General features: G+C 62.5%; 9 protein-coding genes. 4 read left to right on the plus strand and 5 right to left on the minus strand.

Annotated features, from left to right (window positions below):
• Positions 1 to 125: 125 nt before the first annotated feature.
• The 3 genes from PLL20_05235 to PLL20_05245 are packed head-to-tail and all read right to left on the minus strand — an operon-like array spanning position 126 to position 3,029.
• Entirely contained in the window at positions 126 to 1,562 is a 1,437-nt protein-coding gene (locus PLL20_05235; protein ID HPD29376.1) for an NAD(P)(+) transhydrogenase (Re/Si-specific) subunit beta, read from the minus strand.
• A gap of 4 nt (positions 1,563 to 1,566) precedes the next feature.
• On the minus strand, positions 1,567 to 1,842 hold the full coding sequence (locus tag PLL20_05240) for an NAD(P) transhydrogenase subunit alpha (protein HPD29377.1): 276 nt from the start codon (positions 1,840 to 1,842) through the stop codon (positions 1,567 to 1,569).
• Entirely contained in the window at positions 1,842 to 3,029 is a 1,188-nt protein-coding gene (locus PLL20_05245; protein ID HPD29378.1) for a Re/Si-specific NAD(P)(+) transhydrogenase subunit alpha, read from the minus strand. Before PLL20_05245 ends, PLL20_05240 begins: the two co-directional genes overlap by 1 nt.
• Before the next feature lie 587 nt (positions 3,030 to 3,616).
• Between PLL20_05245 and PLL20_05250 the strand changes: the two genes are divergently transcribed.
• Both PLL20_05250 and PLL20_05255 read left to right on the plus strand, forming a co-directional pair.
• Positions 3,617 to 6,139: a hypothetical protein gene (locus PLL20_05250; GenBank protein ID HPD29379.1), complete on the plus strand. Its 2,523-nt coding sequence runs from the start codon at positions 3,617 to 3,619 to the stop codon at positions 6,137 to 6,139.
• Positions 6,140 to 6,243: 104 nt separating this feature from the next.
• Positions 6,244 to 7,533, plus strand: coding sequence for a hypothetical protein (locus PLL20_05255; protein HPD29380.1), 1,290 nt, complete (start codon positions 6,244 to 6,246; stop codon positions 7,531 to 7,533).
• A gap of 177 nt (positions 7,534 to 7,710) precedes the next feature.
• On the opposite strand, the gene PLL20_05260 is transcribed toward PLL20_05255, so the two are convergent.
• Entirely contained in the window at positions 7,711 to 9,915 is a 2,205-nt protein-coding gene (locus PLL20_05260) for a DUF4954 family protein (GenBank protein HPD29381.1), read from the minus strand.
• A 304-nt stretch (positions 9,916 to 10,219) separates the two neighbouring features.
• On the opposite strand from PLL20_05260, the gene PLL20_05265 reads away from it, so the two are divergent.
• A complete protein-coding gene (locus PLL20_05265; GenBank protein HPD29382.1) occupies positions 10,220 to 11,596 on the plus strand; it encodes a glycosyltransferase family 39 protein in 1,377 nt (458 codons plus the stop codon).
• 48 nt (positions 11,597 to 11,644) lie between these two features.
• Here PLL20_05265 and nagB read toward each other — a convergent pair whose 3' ends face one another.
• On the minus strand, positions 11,645 to 12,394 hold the full coding sequence (nagB, locus tag PLL20_05270; GenBank protein ID HPD29383.1) for a glucosamine-6-phosphate deaminase: 750 nt from the start codon (positions 12,392 to 12,394) through the stop codon (positions 11,645 to 11,647).
• Between the two features lie 908 nt (positions 12,395 to 13,302).
• Here nagB and PLL20_05275 point away from each other — a divergent pair.
• Entirely contained in the window at positions 13,303 to 15,633 is a 2,331-nt protein-coding gene (locus PLL20_05275) for a hypothetical protein (GenBank protein ID HPD29384.1), read from the plus strand.
• Positions 15,634 to 16,031: the final 398 nt, after the last annotated feature.

The following is a 16,031-nucleotide window of genomic DNA, read 5'->3' on the forward strand; positions in this document are numbered from 1 at the left end:
CTGAACACGAACCAACAGCATACCTCTCGGAGGCTTGCTAGATGATTATCAGCTTGGCGGCAGAGCGTGCGCTGACACGCACAGGAGAATCCGGACCACCCGCGCGTGCGTCGCCCGTCATCCATTTATTGCCGCTTCAGCGCCTCGATCAGTGCGACAACCTCTTTTTTACCGTCGCCGAAGAGCATCAGGCAATTGTCCATCGCGAACAGCGGGTTGGGGATGCCGGCAAAGCCAGGGCTGAGGCTACGCTTGATGACCACGACGGTGCGGGCCTTGTCCACATCGAGAATGGGCATGCCCGCGATGGGGCTGTTGGGGTTGTGGCGAGCCTCTGGGTTCACGACGTCGTTGGCTCCCAGCACGATGACGACATCGGTCTGTTCAAAGCCGGAGTTGATCTCATCCATCTCCTTGAGGCGGTCGTAAGGAATGTTCACCTCGGCCAGCAGCACGTTCATATGGCCGGGCATGCGTCCGGCGACCGGATGAATGCCGAACTCAACGGTCGTGCCCCGTTTTTCCAGTTCCTGGTAGAGGTCGCGGACGGCGTACTGAGCCTGGGCCACGGCCATGCCGTAACCGGGCACCACCACCACGCGCCGGGCGCCCTCGAGCAGCATGGCCACCTCCTCGGGAGTCGTGCTCTTGATCCTGCCTCCGTAAACGTCATCGGCGCCGGCGGTCGCGGCTGTCGGCCCCAGCCTTCCGAACAATACGTTGACCAGTGATCGGTTCATCGCCTTGCACATGATTCGTGTCAGGATGATGCCGGAGGCTCCGACCAGCGAGCCGGCGATGATGAGCATATTGTTGTCGATGACAAAGCCGGTGGCCGCCGCGGCCAGGCCGGAGTAGCTGTTCAGCAGGGCAATGACCACGGGCATATCGGCTCCGCCGATCGGCATTACCAGCGTAACGCCCAGCGCGCTCGCGACGGCGACCAACAGGAAATAGATCCACATGCCGTGTTCGGGCTGCCATACGATCCAGGCGCCGAGCAGGACCGCCGGCAAGAGCAAACCGAAGTTGATCAACTGATGAGCCGGGAGGAAGACGGGTTTATTGAACCGCCTGATTTCCTCAAGTTTAGCGAACGCGACCAAAGAGCCCCAGAAGGTGACTGCGCCGATAAGGCCTGACGCTGCCGTCGCAATCGTCATCTGCAAGTCGCCGACCGCTGCCATTTCGGGAGGAGGCAAGGTTGGCTGAGTTGCCGCCGCCCGCGTCGCCGCCTTTTCGATCAGCGCCGACCACGCCACCAGCAATGAGGCCGCACCGCCGAACCCGTTCAGCAGGGCGACCATCTGCGGCATCTGGGTCATCCGCACTTTGACGGCCAAGATCACGCCGATGAGGGCCCCGACGACAAGGCCGGCCAGCACGATCGGCAGCCCGTGCGGGTGGCCGAAGATGATCGTGACCGCGACGGCCGCCAGCATGGCCACGGCGCTGATGAAGTTGCCCCGGACCGCCGTCCGCGGGTGCGTCAGACCCTTGATGCCCAGAATGAACAGCACCGATGCGCCGAGGTAAACGAGGTTGAGTGTGGGATCAGACACCGTGCTACCCCTTCTTCTTGAACATCCGCAGCATCCGATGGGTTACCAGATAGCCGCCCACGACGTTGATCATGGCCAGGGTGACCGCCAGGAAAGCGATGACTCCGCTGAGAATCGGATGGCCGGCATGCACCGCCAGCACCGCCCCCACGATGGTGATGCCCGAAATCGCGTTCGAGCCCGACATCAGCGGCGTATGCAGCGTCGGCGGAACCTTGGTGATGATCTCGAAGCCCACGAACACGGCCAACACGAAAATGGTCAACAGCATGATCAGCATCAGCCATCACTCCTTTCCGGTCCGGCCGGCGGCGTCAAGCCCATCGCTTCCCGGACGCGCGGATGCAGGATCTGCCCGTCGCGACAGACCAGCATCTCGCGGGTGATTTCATCGCCGGTATCGATCCGGACCTGTTTGTCCTTGGCGATCAGGTGCTGAAGCAACTGGACCATATTGTTCGAGAAGGTCTGGCTGGCATGGCAGGGTACCAATGACGCGGGATTAACGGGGCCGATGATGATCACGCCGTTGTCCACCACCGTGCGGTCGGGCTGAGTCAGTTCGCAGTTTCCGCCCCGCTCGGCGGCCAGATCCACAACCACCGAACCCGGTTGCATCCTCCTGACCATGTCCGCAGTCAATAACACGGGGGCCTTCTTACCGGGGATCGCCGCCGTCGTGATCACCACGTCACTTTCGGCCACGACCCTGGCCATCAGCTCGCGCTGCTTGCGGAGCTGCTCCTCGGTTTGTTCCTTCGCATACCCGCCTTTCGTTTCGGTCCCCGCGGTCTCGACGGGCAGTGCGACGAACCTGGCCCCGAGACTTTCGACCTGGTCCTTGACGGCGGGTCGAACATCGCACCCGCTGACGACGGCGCCCAGCCGCCTGGCGGTCGCAATGGCCTGCAGCCCGGCCACGCCCGCTCCGATGACCAGAACCCTGGCCGGCTGAATTGTTCCGGCGGCGGTCATCATCATGGGAAAGACTTTTCCCAGCGTGTCGGCGGCCATGAGAACCGCCTTGTATCCGGCGATGCTCCCCTGGCTGGAGAGGACGTCCATGCTTTGTGCCCGCGTGATGCGGGGCATGAGCTCCAGCGCCAACAGCGTGACGCCGCTTTCGGCCAAGGCTCTAATTGCCTCAGCGGCCATCAGCGGCTCGGCCAGACCGATGAGGATTTGATCTCGCCGCAGCAAGGCCAGATCGGCCCGTCCGGCCCGGGGATTTGCCCCGAGCGTCCGAACCTGAAGAAGGATGTCGCAACCTGCGAAGACTTCGCCGCGAGTCGGCACCACCTTGGTTCCCTTTTCGTGATACTGCGAATCGGGATAACCGGCCGCCAGTCCCGCGCCCGTCTCAATGATGACCTCAAAACCACTCTTCATCAGAGCGGTGACGGATGACGGCACCAGAGCGACTCGCTGTTCGCCGGGAAAGCTTTCCTTCACCACACCGACAATCATGATCGTACCTCGGCAAGGATCATCGTCCCGCGGTTTGCACGGCTGGGCCGAGACCGGCAACTACCACCTTACGGCCGGGAAAGCACGCGGCTTGGGCGCACGTTTCCGGATCGCCGGGTGCTTCGGTTGCGGCCGAAGGCCGCCTTGGGACGCTGCGCGAAAGCACGCGGACCACAAGAATGCGCTGATCCGGCAGACTCCGCCACCGATGCGGTGGTCAGTGGCGGACACCCCAGCCTTGCGGCGGCGACCCAGGCGTTGCCGGGGGCTGTCAGCGGCGTACTCGTATACCAGATATTAGGCCTTGCCTTGCAAGTGACCAACGTACCCGGTGTTTTATAGCCGCGGCTGTTGTTTGCCGTTCGTCAGAGAAACGAGTAGATTCTATACCCTTTATCCAGCGTCCGAGGCAGGTTCCTCGTTTGTTTCCCGCGTGGAGGACGCCGCGCCGACGAGGATTCGACGTATGCCGAGGGCGGGGTTAGAACCTTACGGCCAGATACCTGTGCGGCTTGCTCGCATGTTTCTGGATCGCAGAGCACTTGGGTTGCGGCCCGCAAAAAGGCGGTCCGCCTTAGGGGAGAGTCATGCCTGGCACGATGGACCTGAATGGGAGATGGGGCCTGACCTGGGCGGAAGGCTCCGGGCTCATGAACCCGGACCACTACACGGCCCCCACGTTGCGCGGACGGAAGATGCTCGATGCCGCTGTGCCGGCTCCCATCCACACCGTCCTGATGAACGCGGGGTTGATCGACGATCCGAACGTCGGGTTGAACTCGCTGAAGGCCCGCTGGGTCGAGGAGCAGTTCTGGATCTACCGCCGGTCATTTGTTGCTCCTGAAGAGTCGACCAAACAACACGCCTGGCTGGTGTTCGACAAGCTGGAGTACGAGGCGGTTGTGTGGCTTAACGGGCAGGAGATTGGTCATCATGCGAATGCTCACCGCCCAGCTCGCTTCGATGTGACCGGCAGGTTGCAGGAGGGCGACAATCTTCTGATCGTGAAGCTTTCCACGGGCATTCACTCCGCCGCGGACAAGCCCGGTGCCGAGTATCACTGTCACCTCATCGACTTGTTGACCAAGCGGCCGTGGCATCGCAAGCCGCAGTACCAGTGCGGGTGGGATTGGAATGCTCGGCTGATGAACGTCGGGATTCTCGGCGATGTTCGCCTGGAATGGCACGCGGGGCCGTACCTGGAGCAGGCGGCGGTTTTTGCCATCCCGTCGCCGGATCTGCGATCGGCCAAGGTCCACGCCCGGGCATTTGTGTTCAATCGGGGCGACTCGGAGGTCGAAGGCACATTGCGGGTCCGCATCCGCGAGACCGGCCAGGATATCTCCGCGAAGGTTCGCATGGTACCGGGTCAGAGCAATCACGAGCTCATCATCGACCTGGCCGACCCGCGGCTCTGGTGGCCGATCGGCCACGGTGAGCAGTCTCGCTATACCGTCGACGTCGAGCTGACCGCTTCGGGCGAGACTCAGGCAGTCACCCGCAAGACAGGCGTGCGTCGCGTGGAGATCGACCAATCGCCGCACCCGGAGGAGGGCCGCCACTTCATCATCCGGATCAACAATCGTCCGATCTTCTGCAAGGGCGGCAACTGGGTACCGCCGGACCTGCTGTACAGCAGGGTGACGCCGCAACGGTATCGCGACCTGGTCCGACTGGCGGTCGAAGCAAACTTCAACACGCTTCGTGTTTGGGGCGGCGGTTGCTTCGCTGACCATGCTTTGTGTGAAACTTGCGACGAAGCGGGGATTCTCATCTGGCACGATTTTTTGTTTGCCTGCGCCAAGTATCCGGGCGACCATCCCGATTTCGCCGCCGAAGTACGTCGCGAGGTAACCTGGGCGGTTCGCGATCTGGCCCATCACCCGTGCCTGGTCGTTTGGTGCGGCAACAACGAGATCGAGTGGGGGGACTGGAACTGGGGGTACGACAACAAACACCGCACGCACCCGCACTACGCGTTGTTTCACCATGACATTCCGAAGATCGCGGTTTGCGAGAACCCGGCGACGGCCTACTGGATCAGCTCGCCCTACTCGCCGGATTACATGGAACCGAATGACCCCACGGTCGGCGATCAGCATCCCTGGGGCGTGTCGATCCTCGAACCGCACGGCGCGGACTTCTGGAAATACCGCCAATACGTGGATCGCTTTCCGAACGAGGGCGGCGTGATCGGTGCTTCTTCGCCGGCGACGCTGCGGCAGTTCCTGTCCGAAGACCAACGATACCTGCTGTCGCCGGAGTGGGACCATCACGACAACCCGTTTGCGTGCAACGCCCCGACTCCCGGCGATCTCGGCCGGGCCTACGCGACGGTCGAGATGTGGACCGGGCTCAACCCGGAAGAAATGCAGTGGGAGGACTATGCCTACGTCAGCGCCCTGATGCAGGCCGAGGGCTTGCAGGAGTACATCGCCAACTACCGCCGCCGGATGTTCAGCAGTTCGTCGGCCATTTTCTGGATGTACAACGATTCCTGGCCGGTGACCCACGGTTGGACGATCGTGGACTACTACCTGCGAAAGAAGCTCGCCTATCACCCCGTTCGGCGGGCGTTTCAACCGGTGCGGGTGGTCGTGGCCGAGGACAAAGACCAGGTGTTGGTCTTCGGCGTCAACGATTCGACGAGCCAGTGGTCGGGCAAGCTGCGCAGCGGGCTCTTCCGCCTGGCCGGCGGCCTGGAGGACGACAAACGCAAGACGGTGACCTTGCCAGCCAACGCGTCGACCGTGCTGGCGACCATCGACAAGAACAAGTGGCAGCAACTCGGCTCCGCTTCAGCGGGGGCATTCGCTGTCCTCTCAAAAGACGGCCGCATGGTCAGCCAGCACCGACTGTTCATCGAGCGTTTCAAGGACCTCAAGTTCGTCGAGCCGAGGATCGAAATGTCCGTCAAGGATGGGATTCTGACGCTGTCGTCAAAGGCGTTCGCCTGGGGCGTCTGCCTGGACGTGGACGGCGAAGCCCCGCTGGCCGACAACTGCTTCGACCTGCTGCCGGGTATCCCGTACAGCCTGCCGTGGCCGTCGAGCCTCGGTGAGCCCAAGGTCGTCCGTCTCGGCAATCGTGATGCGGTGAAACGTTGTTGAGGATGCGCGTCCGTGACGCGACAGGGCATGAACGGCCTGTAGAGGGGCCGACGCCCTCGTCGGCCCTCTGTGATAGACCGTCGGGCATAAGAAGAGGATCTTCCATGTACGGACAGACAATCATCGCATCTGCACTTCTCGCAACGCTGTCAATTGCTGCCGGCGCGGCAGAGCCCCCGGCCGCCAAGGGTTGGAAACAGAAGCAGTTCATCATCACGTTCTGGTGCCCGCCGCCGGCGACGGATGAGGCGTTGGCGAACGTCGCTGCGGAGAACTACAACCTGACCTGGGTGCCGGTCGAAGGCCTGGACGTGGCGGCCAGACACGGCCTGCGGGCCATGCTGACCAGTAATCTGTTGAGCCCCGACGTGCTCGACGACCCGGCCAAGCGCGCCCAACTGGACACGCTGATCGAGCGGGTGAAAAGACACCCGGCGCTCGAGGCGTACTACATTACCGACGAACCCGGGGCGGGGGCGTTTCCCGGCTTGGGCAGACTGGTTGCCTACCTGCGCGAGCGGGATCCCGACCATTTGGCATACATCAACCTCTTCCCCACCTACGCCACCGAGGCCCAGCTTGGCGTCAGCGCGGACGCTGCCGAGCGGGCCAAGGTAGGTTACCCGCAGAACTTTGCCGGCGTCGGCACCAGCGACAAGACCGTGCTGGCCTACCGTGAGCACCTGAAGGCGTTCATCGAGATCGTCAAGCCGGATCTCATCAGTTACGACCATTACCACTTCCTGCTCACCGGCGACGGCAGCCAGTATTTCCTGAACCTCGCGTTGATCCGGCAGGCGGCCCAGGAGGCGAACAAGCCGTTCCTGAACATCGTTCAGGCCTGCAACGGCGAGAAGGTGTGGCGGCTGCCCAACGCAGCCGAGATGCGCTGGCTGGCATACACAACCATGGCCTACGGGGGGCGCGGGATCAGCTACTTCGTCTACTGGATGCCCAAGGTCTACGGCGGGATCTACCAGGACGGCAAGCCCTCGCCGCTGGCCAAAGTGGTTGCCGAGCTCAACGGCGAGATGGCCAAGCTCGGCCCGTGGTTGCTGCAACTCGATTCGACAGGTGTCTACCACACCGCCCCGCTGCCTTACGGAACGCAGGCTGTTCCGGCCGACTCGCCGGTGCAGATTGTCGGCAAAGGCGAGTTCGTGCTCGGCCTGTTCGGTGCGTCCGGACGAACAACGAGCTTCATGATCGTGAATCGCAGCTACAAAGAACCGGCGGAGGCGGAGTTGAAGATCGCGATCCCTGGGCGCAAGCTTCAGGAACTCGACCGCAAGACGGGCAAGTGGTCCGAGGGCGAAACCCTGCCCGCGGACCGCCAAGTGAAGGTCAGACTCGACCCGGGCGATGGACGACTGTTCCGGACGGTCGAGAGGTAAGGGCCTGGTCAACACCGGCGGGCCGGCGCCTTGAGCCAAGTGGAAGAAAAGCGATTGCCATTCAGGGTGCTGATCGTTCCGCCGCGCGATCAGGCCACGAGCAGTCCTGGATGAAGCCTGTTCCGGCGGCGTTGGCCAAGCCGCCGCAGTTGCTCCCATCTCGCGATGGTGAGGCGATTATCCCCGCCGGCGGATCTCTTCGATTCGGGAAATGAATGCGTGCGTATCCTCGCGCACCTGTCTGACGAAGCTGTTATCCTCGGCCCGGCCCAGGACCGCCGTCATTTCCTCCGGCGTCCGGTAGACCATTCGGCGGAAGGGGTCTTCGTCGTCCTTCTTGCGGGAGCTGAAAACCGCGTCGGCAATGTAGTGCTGAATCTCGACCGCGCGGTCCAGTGCAGCGTCCCACTGGTCCTTCGACGGTGAGTTGCTCCCCAACAAGGTGGTCAGGCAGGCGAAGGCATGTTGCTGCTTATCCAGCGGGTACTTGGCCCACCAACTGTCAAACACCCGGTGGATGGCGTGCCATGTCTGGTGGAGCCCCTGCTCGATTCCGGAAAGGAGGGTTTCCAGATCATCCGCCCGGACGATCTGCCCTCCGACGTTCACCCAGTTCCGCCACTGCGGGCCGGCCAGTGCCTCGGCCGCCGACGCCAGGGTCGCCTGTGGATCGGCCATCAGGTAGTCGACCAGGTTTCGCACACCGTAATAGTGAAGCATGTCCCGGTAGGCCAGGTAACCCTGGCGAGGTTTCAGGATAACGACCTTCCGCGAGGATTTCTCGGCTCCTTCGGCCAGAACCTCAAGCCTGTCGACCTCGTCGGGCGATTCCACGAGCAACCGCCGCCCCGTCTCGGCGAGTGCGTCCGGCGACATGTGTTCGGCGGATTCGCCCCGGCTTGGCAACGCGGCCTTGGCCACCCACATCTCCAGCAGCCTCAAGGCCGTGAAGATCTCTTCGGCGGTGTCGGGGGCCAGATAGTCGAACTCGATGTGCTGGCATTTGCACTTACGCTTGTCGCGAGCTCTGAACTTCCACGTGTTGCGGGCCAAAGCGTACATATTATGCCGCCACCACCACGCCGGCGTGATCCGCAGCCGGTCGCCGCCCGGGTCGTTGCTCACCAGGCAGAAGGGGAGGCGAATGTCCATTTCGGCGGGGTAATCGCCGCGAGCCAGCAGCGTGAACGAAGCGAACCGGCAGTTGTGCTTGACGCTGACGCAAAGCCCCGGCCAGAAGCCGCGTTCGGCATGAACCTCGCCGTCGGGCGCCCGGCTGTTGTGATTCGACCCGATGGTGGCGCCCGCCGCGATATTGCTTTGTCCCATGACCAGCGAGGCAATGAGAAACGAGTTGTTGTGGTGCTGTTCATGTGCGGGAAACACGAGGTTGTTGAGGATCTCGCAGCAGGAAACCGTCGAGTTGTCTCCCAGATAGGAGTGGATGAGCCGGGCGCCGTATTTCAGGTTGCTATTGTAGCCCATGATGAACCTGACCGCCTTACACCCGTAAAAGACGTGGCAACCCGGCATCACAATGCCGTTGACCATCTCGACACCCTCACCGATCTGAGTCGGCTCCGCTTCGGTCGAGTTGATGGTCAGGTTCTTGAGTTTGTTGGCCCCCTTGATATAGCAGCAGTCGCCGATCTTAACGTCCTTGATGATCCCGGTGTTCTTGATGACGCAGTCCTTGCCGATCGTTCCGTAGATACCCCGGTGCGTGTCGAACATGCGCTGGGTGATCTCGGCAAAGCGGGTCATCAGCGCGGGTCGGTCGCGGTAACGGGACCACAAGTACGCATCGCCGGTCGTCATGCCATCGAAGGGCATCACGCGGCGGCCTCCGGCCTCGTTGATCAGGTCCATCCAGACCCGGATCTCTTCCGATTCTCCTTCCTTGACAATCCCGTTGCCGAACTTGGCGTGATTGGTGGTGTGGGCCTCGTCAATGTTCAACAGAATGCAGTGGTCGCCGATGATGTAATGGGCCAGGTACCGCACGTGATGGACGGCAACGTCATCGCCGAAATCGCAGGCGATGATGCGGCTGTCGGTTATTCCCACGGGCACGCGCATGTCGTGATGTTCGAGCATCATTTCCTCAAGCCGCCCGATTCGCACCAGCCCGTAAAACTCGCACCGCTTGATCCGGTGCGGCGCGAACTGCTCGGTGACACGGATGTTGTCCCAACTGTCGGCCGTATTGCCGTTGCGAATCAGCACCTCGATCTCGTCGGCCCGGAGGCTTCGATACCGGTCCGGCCGACTCGGGCACTGCTGATCGCGCAGGTAATACTCATCTTTGCCCGGCGGCAGGTAGGGTTCCTCGATGAAACCGTGTCCCAGTGTCCGGATCGGAAGGATGCGAAGATCGCTCATGGACGGCTTTCCGTGCAACCGCGTGACCACGTGCAGGACGCGAACCGGAGGGCCGAGAAACAGCCCTCTGGAGCGCCATTCCGGTCGCATCATAACATGTCGGCAGACACCTGTCTTGGTCTTGTGTTGTTTTGGAGCGGGCGCCGCCGGACGGCGGGGTTTGCTTCGGCCATCGGGGGTCACTAGACTTTTCCACTGCCGCCGGCGCGTGTTTTGCGGACATGTTTCCGGACCGCAGAATCCTTGAATCGCAACCCGCAAGAAGGCCGTCGGCCTTGGGATTCGCGTCACCAGGAGCATCGAAGTGACGGATCTGGCAACACTCATCATTCTGGCTGCGGGCTGCGCGGCATGGTGGGCAACCTGTCCATGTGACGTCTCGTCGCGTCGGAAAGCCGCTCTTGCGGCCATCCCGCCGGCGGGCATGCTGATTGTCCGGGCGGTTGGGGGTGCGGGTCTAGCCCTTGATCTGGCATCCGTGGGAATGGTGGTGCTGGTCGGCCTGCTCGCGGGGTACTGGTTGGTGGTGCGTCGAGAATGGCCAAAGGGGGCGATGGTTCTGGCCCTGGCCGCCGTGACGGCCGCCGGCACCTTCTGGCGCCAGGAGGTCATGGAGCAGGTTCGGGCCAATCCGTTGCAGCCCGATGTGCGGCATTTCCAGCAGCAGGCACAACGGACTTTCAATCCCTACGCCGCAGGTCTGAAATCGCCGTTGTGGTCGGCGATGCACGCTCCACTCCTGCGGCTCGCGGCCAACCCCGACCACGCCATGCGTTTCTGGAGCTGGGTCTTCGGGGTGGCCATGTTGCCTATCGTGGGGCTGGTCATCGGCCGCCTGTTCGATCCGGTGGTCGGGGTGGTGGTGGCCGGTTTGTTGGCTGCCGATTCATACCTGGCAAACCTTTGTTGCGAAGGGCTGCGCGAGGAGATGGGTCTGTGCCTATGGATGGCGGTGCTGTTACTGCTGTTCGAGGGGGATAGCCGCTCGTGGAAACGCGTGGTGCTTGCGGGAGCAGCGGGGGGGGTTCTGATCTGGTTGCGCAACGTGGAATTGGTTCCGCTGGCGGCTTTGCCGGCATGGGCGGCCATCTCACGACGATGGACGCTCCTGCAGGCTGCGGTAGCTCTGCTCCTGTCTTTGCTGATCGTGCTCCCGTTCTACGTCAACCAGTATCGAACTTACGGGAACGCGCTGGCGATGGAACAGCGGGAGGCACGCGGACTGGTTAACCTCGAGTTTCTAGGGCAGTCGGTGCCCGCCGATGTTGCGATGCCGACGGCCGAGCAGGTCGCAGCGGATCCCTTCGCAGGCGAACCGGTCTCACCTGCCAAGTACCTTTTCGGCATGCGGAGCCCACGTGATCTCGTCAGCCGGCAGTTGCGGGGTCTGTATCATGTGTTGGCGGGACGTTCGTTTGAATACGGTTACTCACGCTGGACGGCCCTGGCTTGCGGGGCGGGACTGGTGGCGACGGTTTTGTCCCGCCGTCATCGATTTGTCATCGTGATGGTCCTGTTCAGCCTGCTGGGGCTTCGGGCACACATGGTTTCCCTGGGGCACGTGGACCTGAGGTTGCTGCTGCCGGTGATGGTGATGTGGCTCACGGCCGGGACGTGGTTCGCGGCGTTGCTGGTCCGCCTCGGGGGACGGCGATGGCTGACCATGAAGGCTGAAGGATGAGTCAAGACCGTCTGTCGATGCAATCCCGCCTTAATCCTTCAGTTTTTCTCACCGTCCTTGCCCGGCCGAAAGGGTCAACCGCGAGGCCGCCGATTCGTCGGCCAGGACGGTGACGTGTTCGTGAAGCTGCAGGGCGCTGGCCGGACACATCTCATTGACGATGCCCTCGACGGCCGCCGCCAGAATCGCCGCCTTGTTCGGGCCGCTGGCCAGCAGCAAGATCCGGCGGGCCTCAAGAATAGTGGCGATCCCAAGTGAAACCGCCATCAGCGGCACGTGCTGGCGGCTCGGGAAGAAGCGGGCGTTGTCGTCGATCGTCTGGCGGGCCAGGGCCACCCGCCGGGTGCGGGAATCGAATGAGCTGCCGGGCTCATTGAACGCGATGTGGCCGTCGGTGCCGATGCCCAGAATTTGAAGATCAATCCCACCGCAGTCGGCAATCTGCTGCTCGTAGAAAAGACAGTGAGCATCCAGGTCCAACGCCAGACCCGAAGGGGCGTAGACCTTGTCGGGGCACATGTCTACGTGATCGAACAGATACTGGCGCATGAAGCGATGGCTGCTCTGGGGATGCTCGGGGCCCAGGCCGACGTATTCGATCGGGGTAAAGGCCCGCGCCCGGGCGAAACTGAGGCCCTCTTCGCGATGCATTCGGACCAGTTCACGGTAGAGACCGATCGGTGTTGAACCGATCGGCAGGCCGAGAACGGCATCGGGCTTGGCACGAAGCAATTCGGCGACGATCCGGGCTGCGCGGATACTGAGATCGTCGTGGGTCGGACAGATGACGACTTCCATGTCACAGGGTCCTCGCAACGCGGGGAAAAAGACGCCCGCCGTCGGTGGACGGCGGGCGGCACTGCTATACAGAGAACAGCATCCGCCGCAATGTCGATGGGAGCTGATTGAAAGAACCCTGCTATAAGGGGGATGGCTTGAATTCGGTTTTGAGAACCTCCCGTCCAGCGGGCTCGTTCCCTTTGGAGATTCAGAGGCCTCCTGGGTTCCGATTACGGTTCAATCAATGAATAACTCCCTGTCGAACATGACAGACACTATTCCCTACCCCTTAGATATAACATCGCGCGGGACATTTTCCAACCGTTGTTTGCCACATGGGCCGGCTGGACCGAGCCGGCCGATAAGTCCGCCCGCTCAGACCGCCGGCGACCTCGTCTGCGGCCGCAAGCGCCTGCCAGGAGGGAACTTGGGTGCCTGCCGCCCGAGTGGCAGTTCTGGGACGTTGGCGGACGTTCCGCTGTCAACGAGAGGATCGCAAAAGTCGGTCAACGGACGTCGAAATGCCTCGTTCACAGTGTTTCAAGCCTGCCTCAGCAGGCCCCGGCAAAAAGCCTGACGCCTCCTCTGTCGAGGGAGATCATCCGCAGGCGGCAAAGATCCGTTCAGAGGTGCGTGACAGTCTGGGCGGGCATGCCGACCGGTCCAGATTGGGCGATCAAGGCCTTTCAGCGGGTTTGCCCGCCAAAGGCGGCCTATCTGCCCTTCGGGAAAGACCGGTGAAACGCTCTGCTTTCGGCTTGCGTTCACGACAACCGGGTCAGCCGCGAGGAGTGCCGCCGCTTCTGTCACGGGCCCTCCGTTCAGGGCCGGCAACTCGTCACCTGGGCGCTGGGATGAGCCGTCGTACAATGGCCGAATAGGACTGGAAGATCCGGCCAAGCAAGGTTATCCGGGGGGCTTGATTCATGAGAAACGACTGTTGGGTTGCCGCTATGAGTGTATTGTGGCCGGCGCTGTGGTGTGCGGGCGCCTCGACCTCAACCTCCGCTCCCGTCGCCAAACTTGCCCCGGCGGCGCGAGCCATCATCGGTTGCCGGGGAACCTACGATGCGGCCCCTCGCCTGCCCAACGGACGAGTGGACCTGGACCGGTTGCTCTTGGAACTCGGCGACCTGCGGGCCAACACCTATCACTGGTTGATCTGGCACGCCGACACGGACTGGGAGGACTTGCAGGCATTCCTGCCCCGCGCGGGCGAGGCCGGGCTCAAGGTCTGGGTCACGCTGGTTCCGCCCTCGGAATCGCCGCCGCACACCAAGCGATTCTCTGAACCCTATCGGCTGGACTATGAACGCTGGGCGGTCGAGATCGCCCGTCTCAGTCGCAAGCATCCGCATCTGGTTGCCTGGAGCATCGACGATTTCACGCACAATCTTGGCGTGTTCACGCCCGCGCGGATCAAGGCGATCCGCGCATCCACTCGCGAGATTCATCCCCAACTGGCTTTCGTGCCCTGCAGCTACTACAGCGCCGTTACGCCCGCCTTTGCTCGCGACTATGCGGGGCTGGTTGACGGCCTGCTGTTTCCCTACCGGCATGAATCCGGCGGCGCCAATCTGACCGATCCCGGCCTGGTCGAAGCGGAGGTTGCCCGGCTGCGCGAGTTGATGGGCGTAAGCGTGCCGATCATCGTGGATGTCTACGCCACGGCGCACAGCCGGTTGGGAGATTCCACCCCGGAGTACGTCGAGCAGGTGATCACGGCCGCGACGGCCTGCGCTGACGGCGTTCTCATCTACTGCCATCAGGACCCGGTCAAGCAGGCGGCCAAGTATCAGGTCATTCGTCAGCAGTTCCGCGCCTCGCCGGCCGGCGACGTGCCCTCGATGAAAACCTCGCTCCTGGTCGGGGCAGCCTGTGTGGACATCACGCCTGCTGGTCCGGTGGCATTGCAGGGACAGTTCAACCTCCGAATCGCCCGGACGATTGAAACGCCGCTGACCGCCAACGCCGTGACCCTGGAAGCGCGCGCGGGTGAGAAGTCGCTAGACGCGGCGGTCATGGTCTCCTGCGACCTGATTTCCATCCCGGACGTCGTGCTGCATTCGGTACGCGAGGAAATACGGAAACGGCTTCCGGAACTCGGTGCAGACAAGATCATTCTGAACGGAACCCATACTCACACGGCACCCGTCATGGAAGCGGGCCGATACGAGCTTCCGAAGGAAGGCGTTATGCCGGTGGAAGCATATCGAGCCTTTCTTGTCGAGCGGCTTGCCGAGGTGATCGCAAAGGCATGGACCAGCCGCGGGCCGGGCAGCGTAACCTGGGGCCTCGGGCATGCCATGGTGGCTTACAACCGGCGCGCAGTCTACGTCGACGGTTCGGCGGTAATGTACGGCAGGACGGACGTACCGACGTTCCGCGGCCTCGAGGGCTACGAGGACCACGACGTTGGCACGCTGTTCTTCTGGAACAAGGACGGCAGACTCATCTGCATCGGCGTCAACGTATCCTGTCCTTCGCAAGTGGTCGAAAGTCGAGCCACGATCAACGCCGATTTCTGGCACCCGGTGCGCGAAGCGTTGCGCAGGCAATACGGTCCGGAGGTGTGTATCCTCGGATGGACGGGGGCCGCCGGCGACCAGTCGCCCAGACCGATTCACCGGAAGGCGGCCGAGGAGCGGATGATGCGGCTTCGCGGGCTGGAGCCGACGGAGGAACTGGCCCGGCGCATTACGCGGGCAGTTGATGAGGCTTACGAGGCGGTCAAGAACGATCGGCATGCCGATGGGCCGCTGATCCACCGGGTGGAAACGGTTCAGCTTCCCATGCGGCTGGTGACCGAAGCAGAATACGCCGAAGCAAAGGTTGCTTGCCGGCAGGTCGCCGACGAAATCGCCAAGGATCCGAAAGCCGCCGACCGTTTGCACCGGCGGATGAAATGGTACGAGGCAACCGTTCAGAGATTCGAATCGCAGAAGGATAATCCGAACCCCACGCACGAGACTGAATTGCACGTGCTGCGCATCGGCGATGCGGTGATCTGCACGAATCCATTCGAGTTGTTCACCGACTACGGCGTCCAGATCAAGGCCCGCAGCAAAGCGGTTCAGACCTTCGTGATCCAGTTGGCCGGCGGCGGAAGTTATCTTCCGACCGAGCGGGCCGTGCGCGGAGGCGGTTACAGTGCGGTGGTTCACAGCAACAAGGTCGGTCCTGAGGGCGGGCAGATGCTGGTCGACCGAACAGTCGAGGCGATTAGCGCACTGTTCGGCCCACATCCGTCCCAGTGAATACATGGAGACAACCCTGGATCCTGCTCGGGAGACGAGGCGGACCACACCCTTTGACTCTCGGAACGCGCGTGGAAACATTCGGGCATGGTCAAAGTCACCGAAGAAGGCGGAGACCTGCCGGTCCCGGCTGTGCATCAGCCTGCCGACCACCGAGATCAGGCAGGTTGCCGGTCAACCGGCTTGGAAGCCGTTTGCCGACAATCACTTAGTCGGCTCTTGCCGCGCCTCTGGCATGAACCGCATGCCGCCCAGTCCGGTCCTGACGGCATCGCGTGCAGGCAACGACGAAACGCGCCGGAGTGGGTGATACGGACTCCCGCAGGGCTTGACGCAGGCAAGAAACGGGTGCCAGCAAAGCCCAGCATGCGGTATACTCCCTATTGACTCGGTATTCG

It is taken from the genome of Phycisphaerae bacterium (genome assembly GCA_035384605.1).
Classification (GTDB): domain Bacteria; phylum Planctomycetota; class Phycisphaerae; order UBA1845; family PWPN01; genus JAUCQB01.

Coding starts and splice junctions, on each gene's coding strand:
- PLL20_05240 (HPD29377.1), bottom strand. CDS start 1,842: ATGCTGATCATGCTGTTGACCATTTTCGTGTTGGCCGTGTTCGTGGGC.
- PLL20_05245 (HPD29378.1), bottom strand. CDS start 3,029: ATGATTGTCGGTGTGGTGAAGGAAAGCTTTCCCGGCGAACAGCGAGTC.
- PLL20_05250 (HPD29379.1), top strand. CDS start 3,617: ATGCCTGGCACGATGGACCTGAATGGGAGATGGGGCCTGACCTGGGCG.
- PLL20_05255 (HPD29380.1), top strand. CDS start 6,244: ATGTACGGACAGACAATCATCGCATCTGCACTTCTCGCAACGCTGTCA.
- PLL20_05260 (HPD29381.1), bottom strand. CDS start 9,915: ATGAGCGATCTTCGCATCCTTCCGATCCGGACACTGGGACACGGTTTC.
- nagB (HPD29383.1), bottom strand. CDS start 12,394: ATGGAAGTCGTCATCTGTCCGACCCACGACGATCTCAGTATCCGCGCA.
- PLL20_05275 (HPD29384.1), top strand. CDS start 13,303: ATGAGAAACGACTGTTGGGTTGCCGCTATGAGTGTATTGTGGCCGGCG.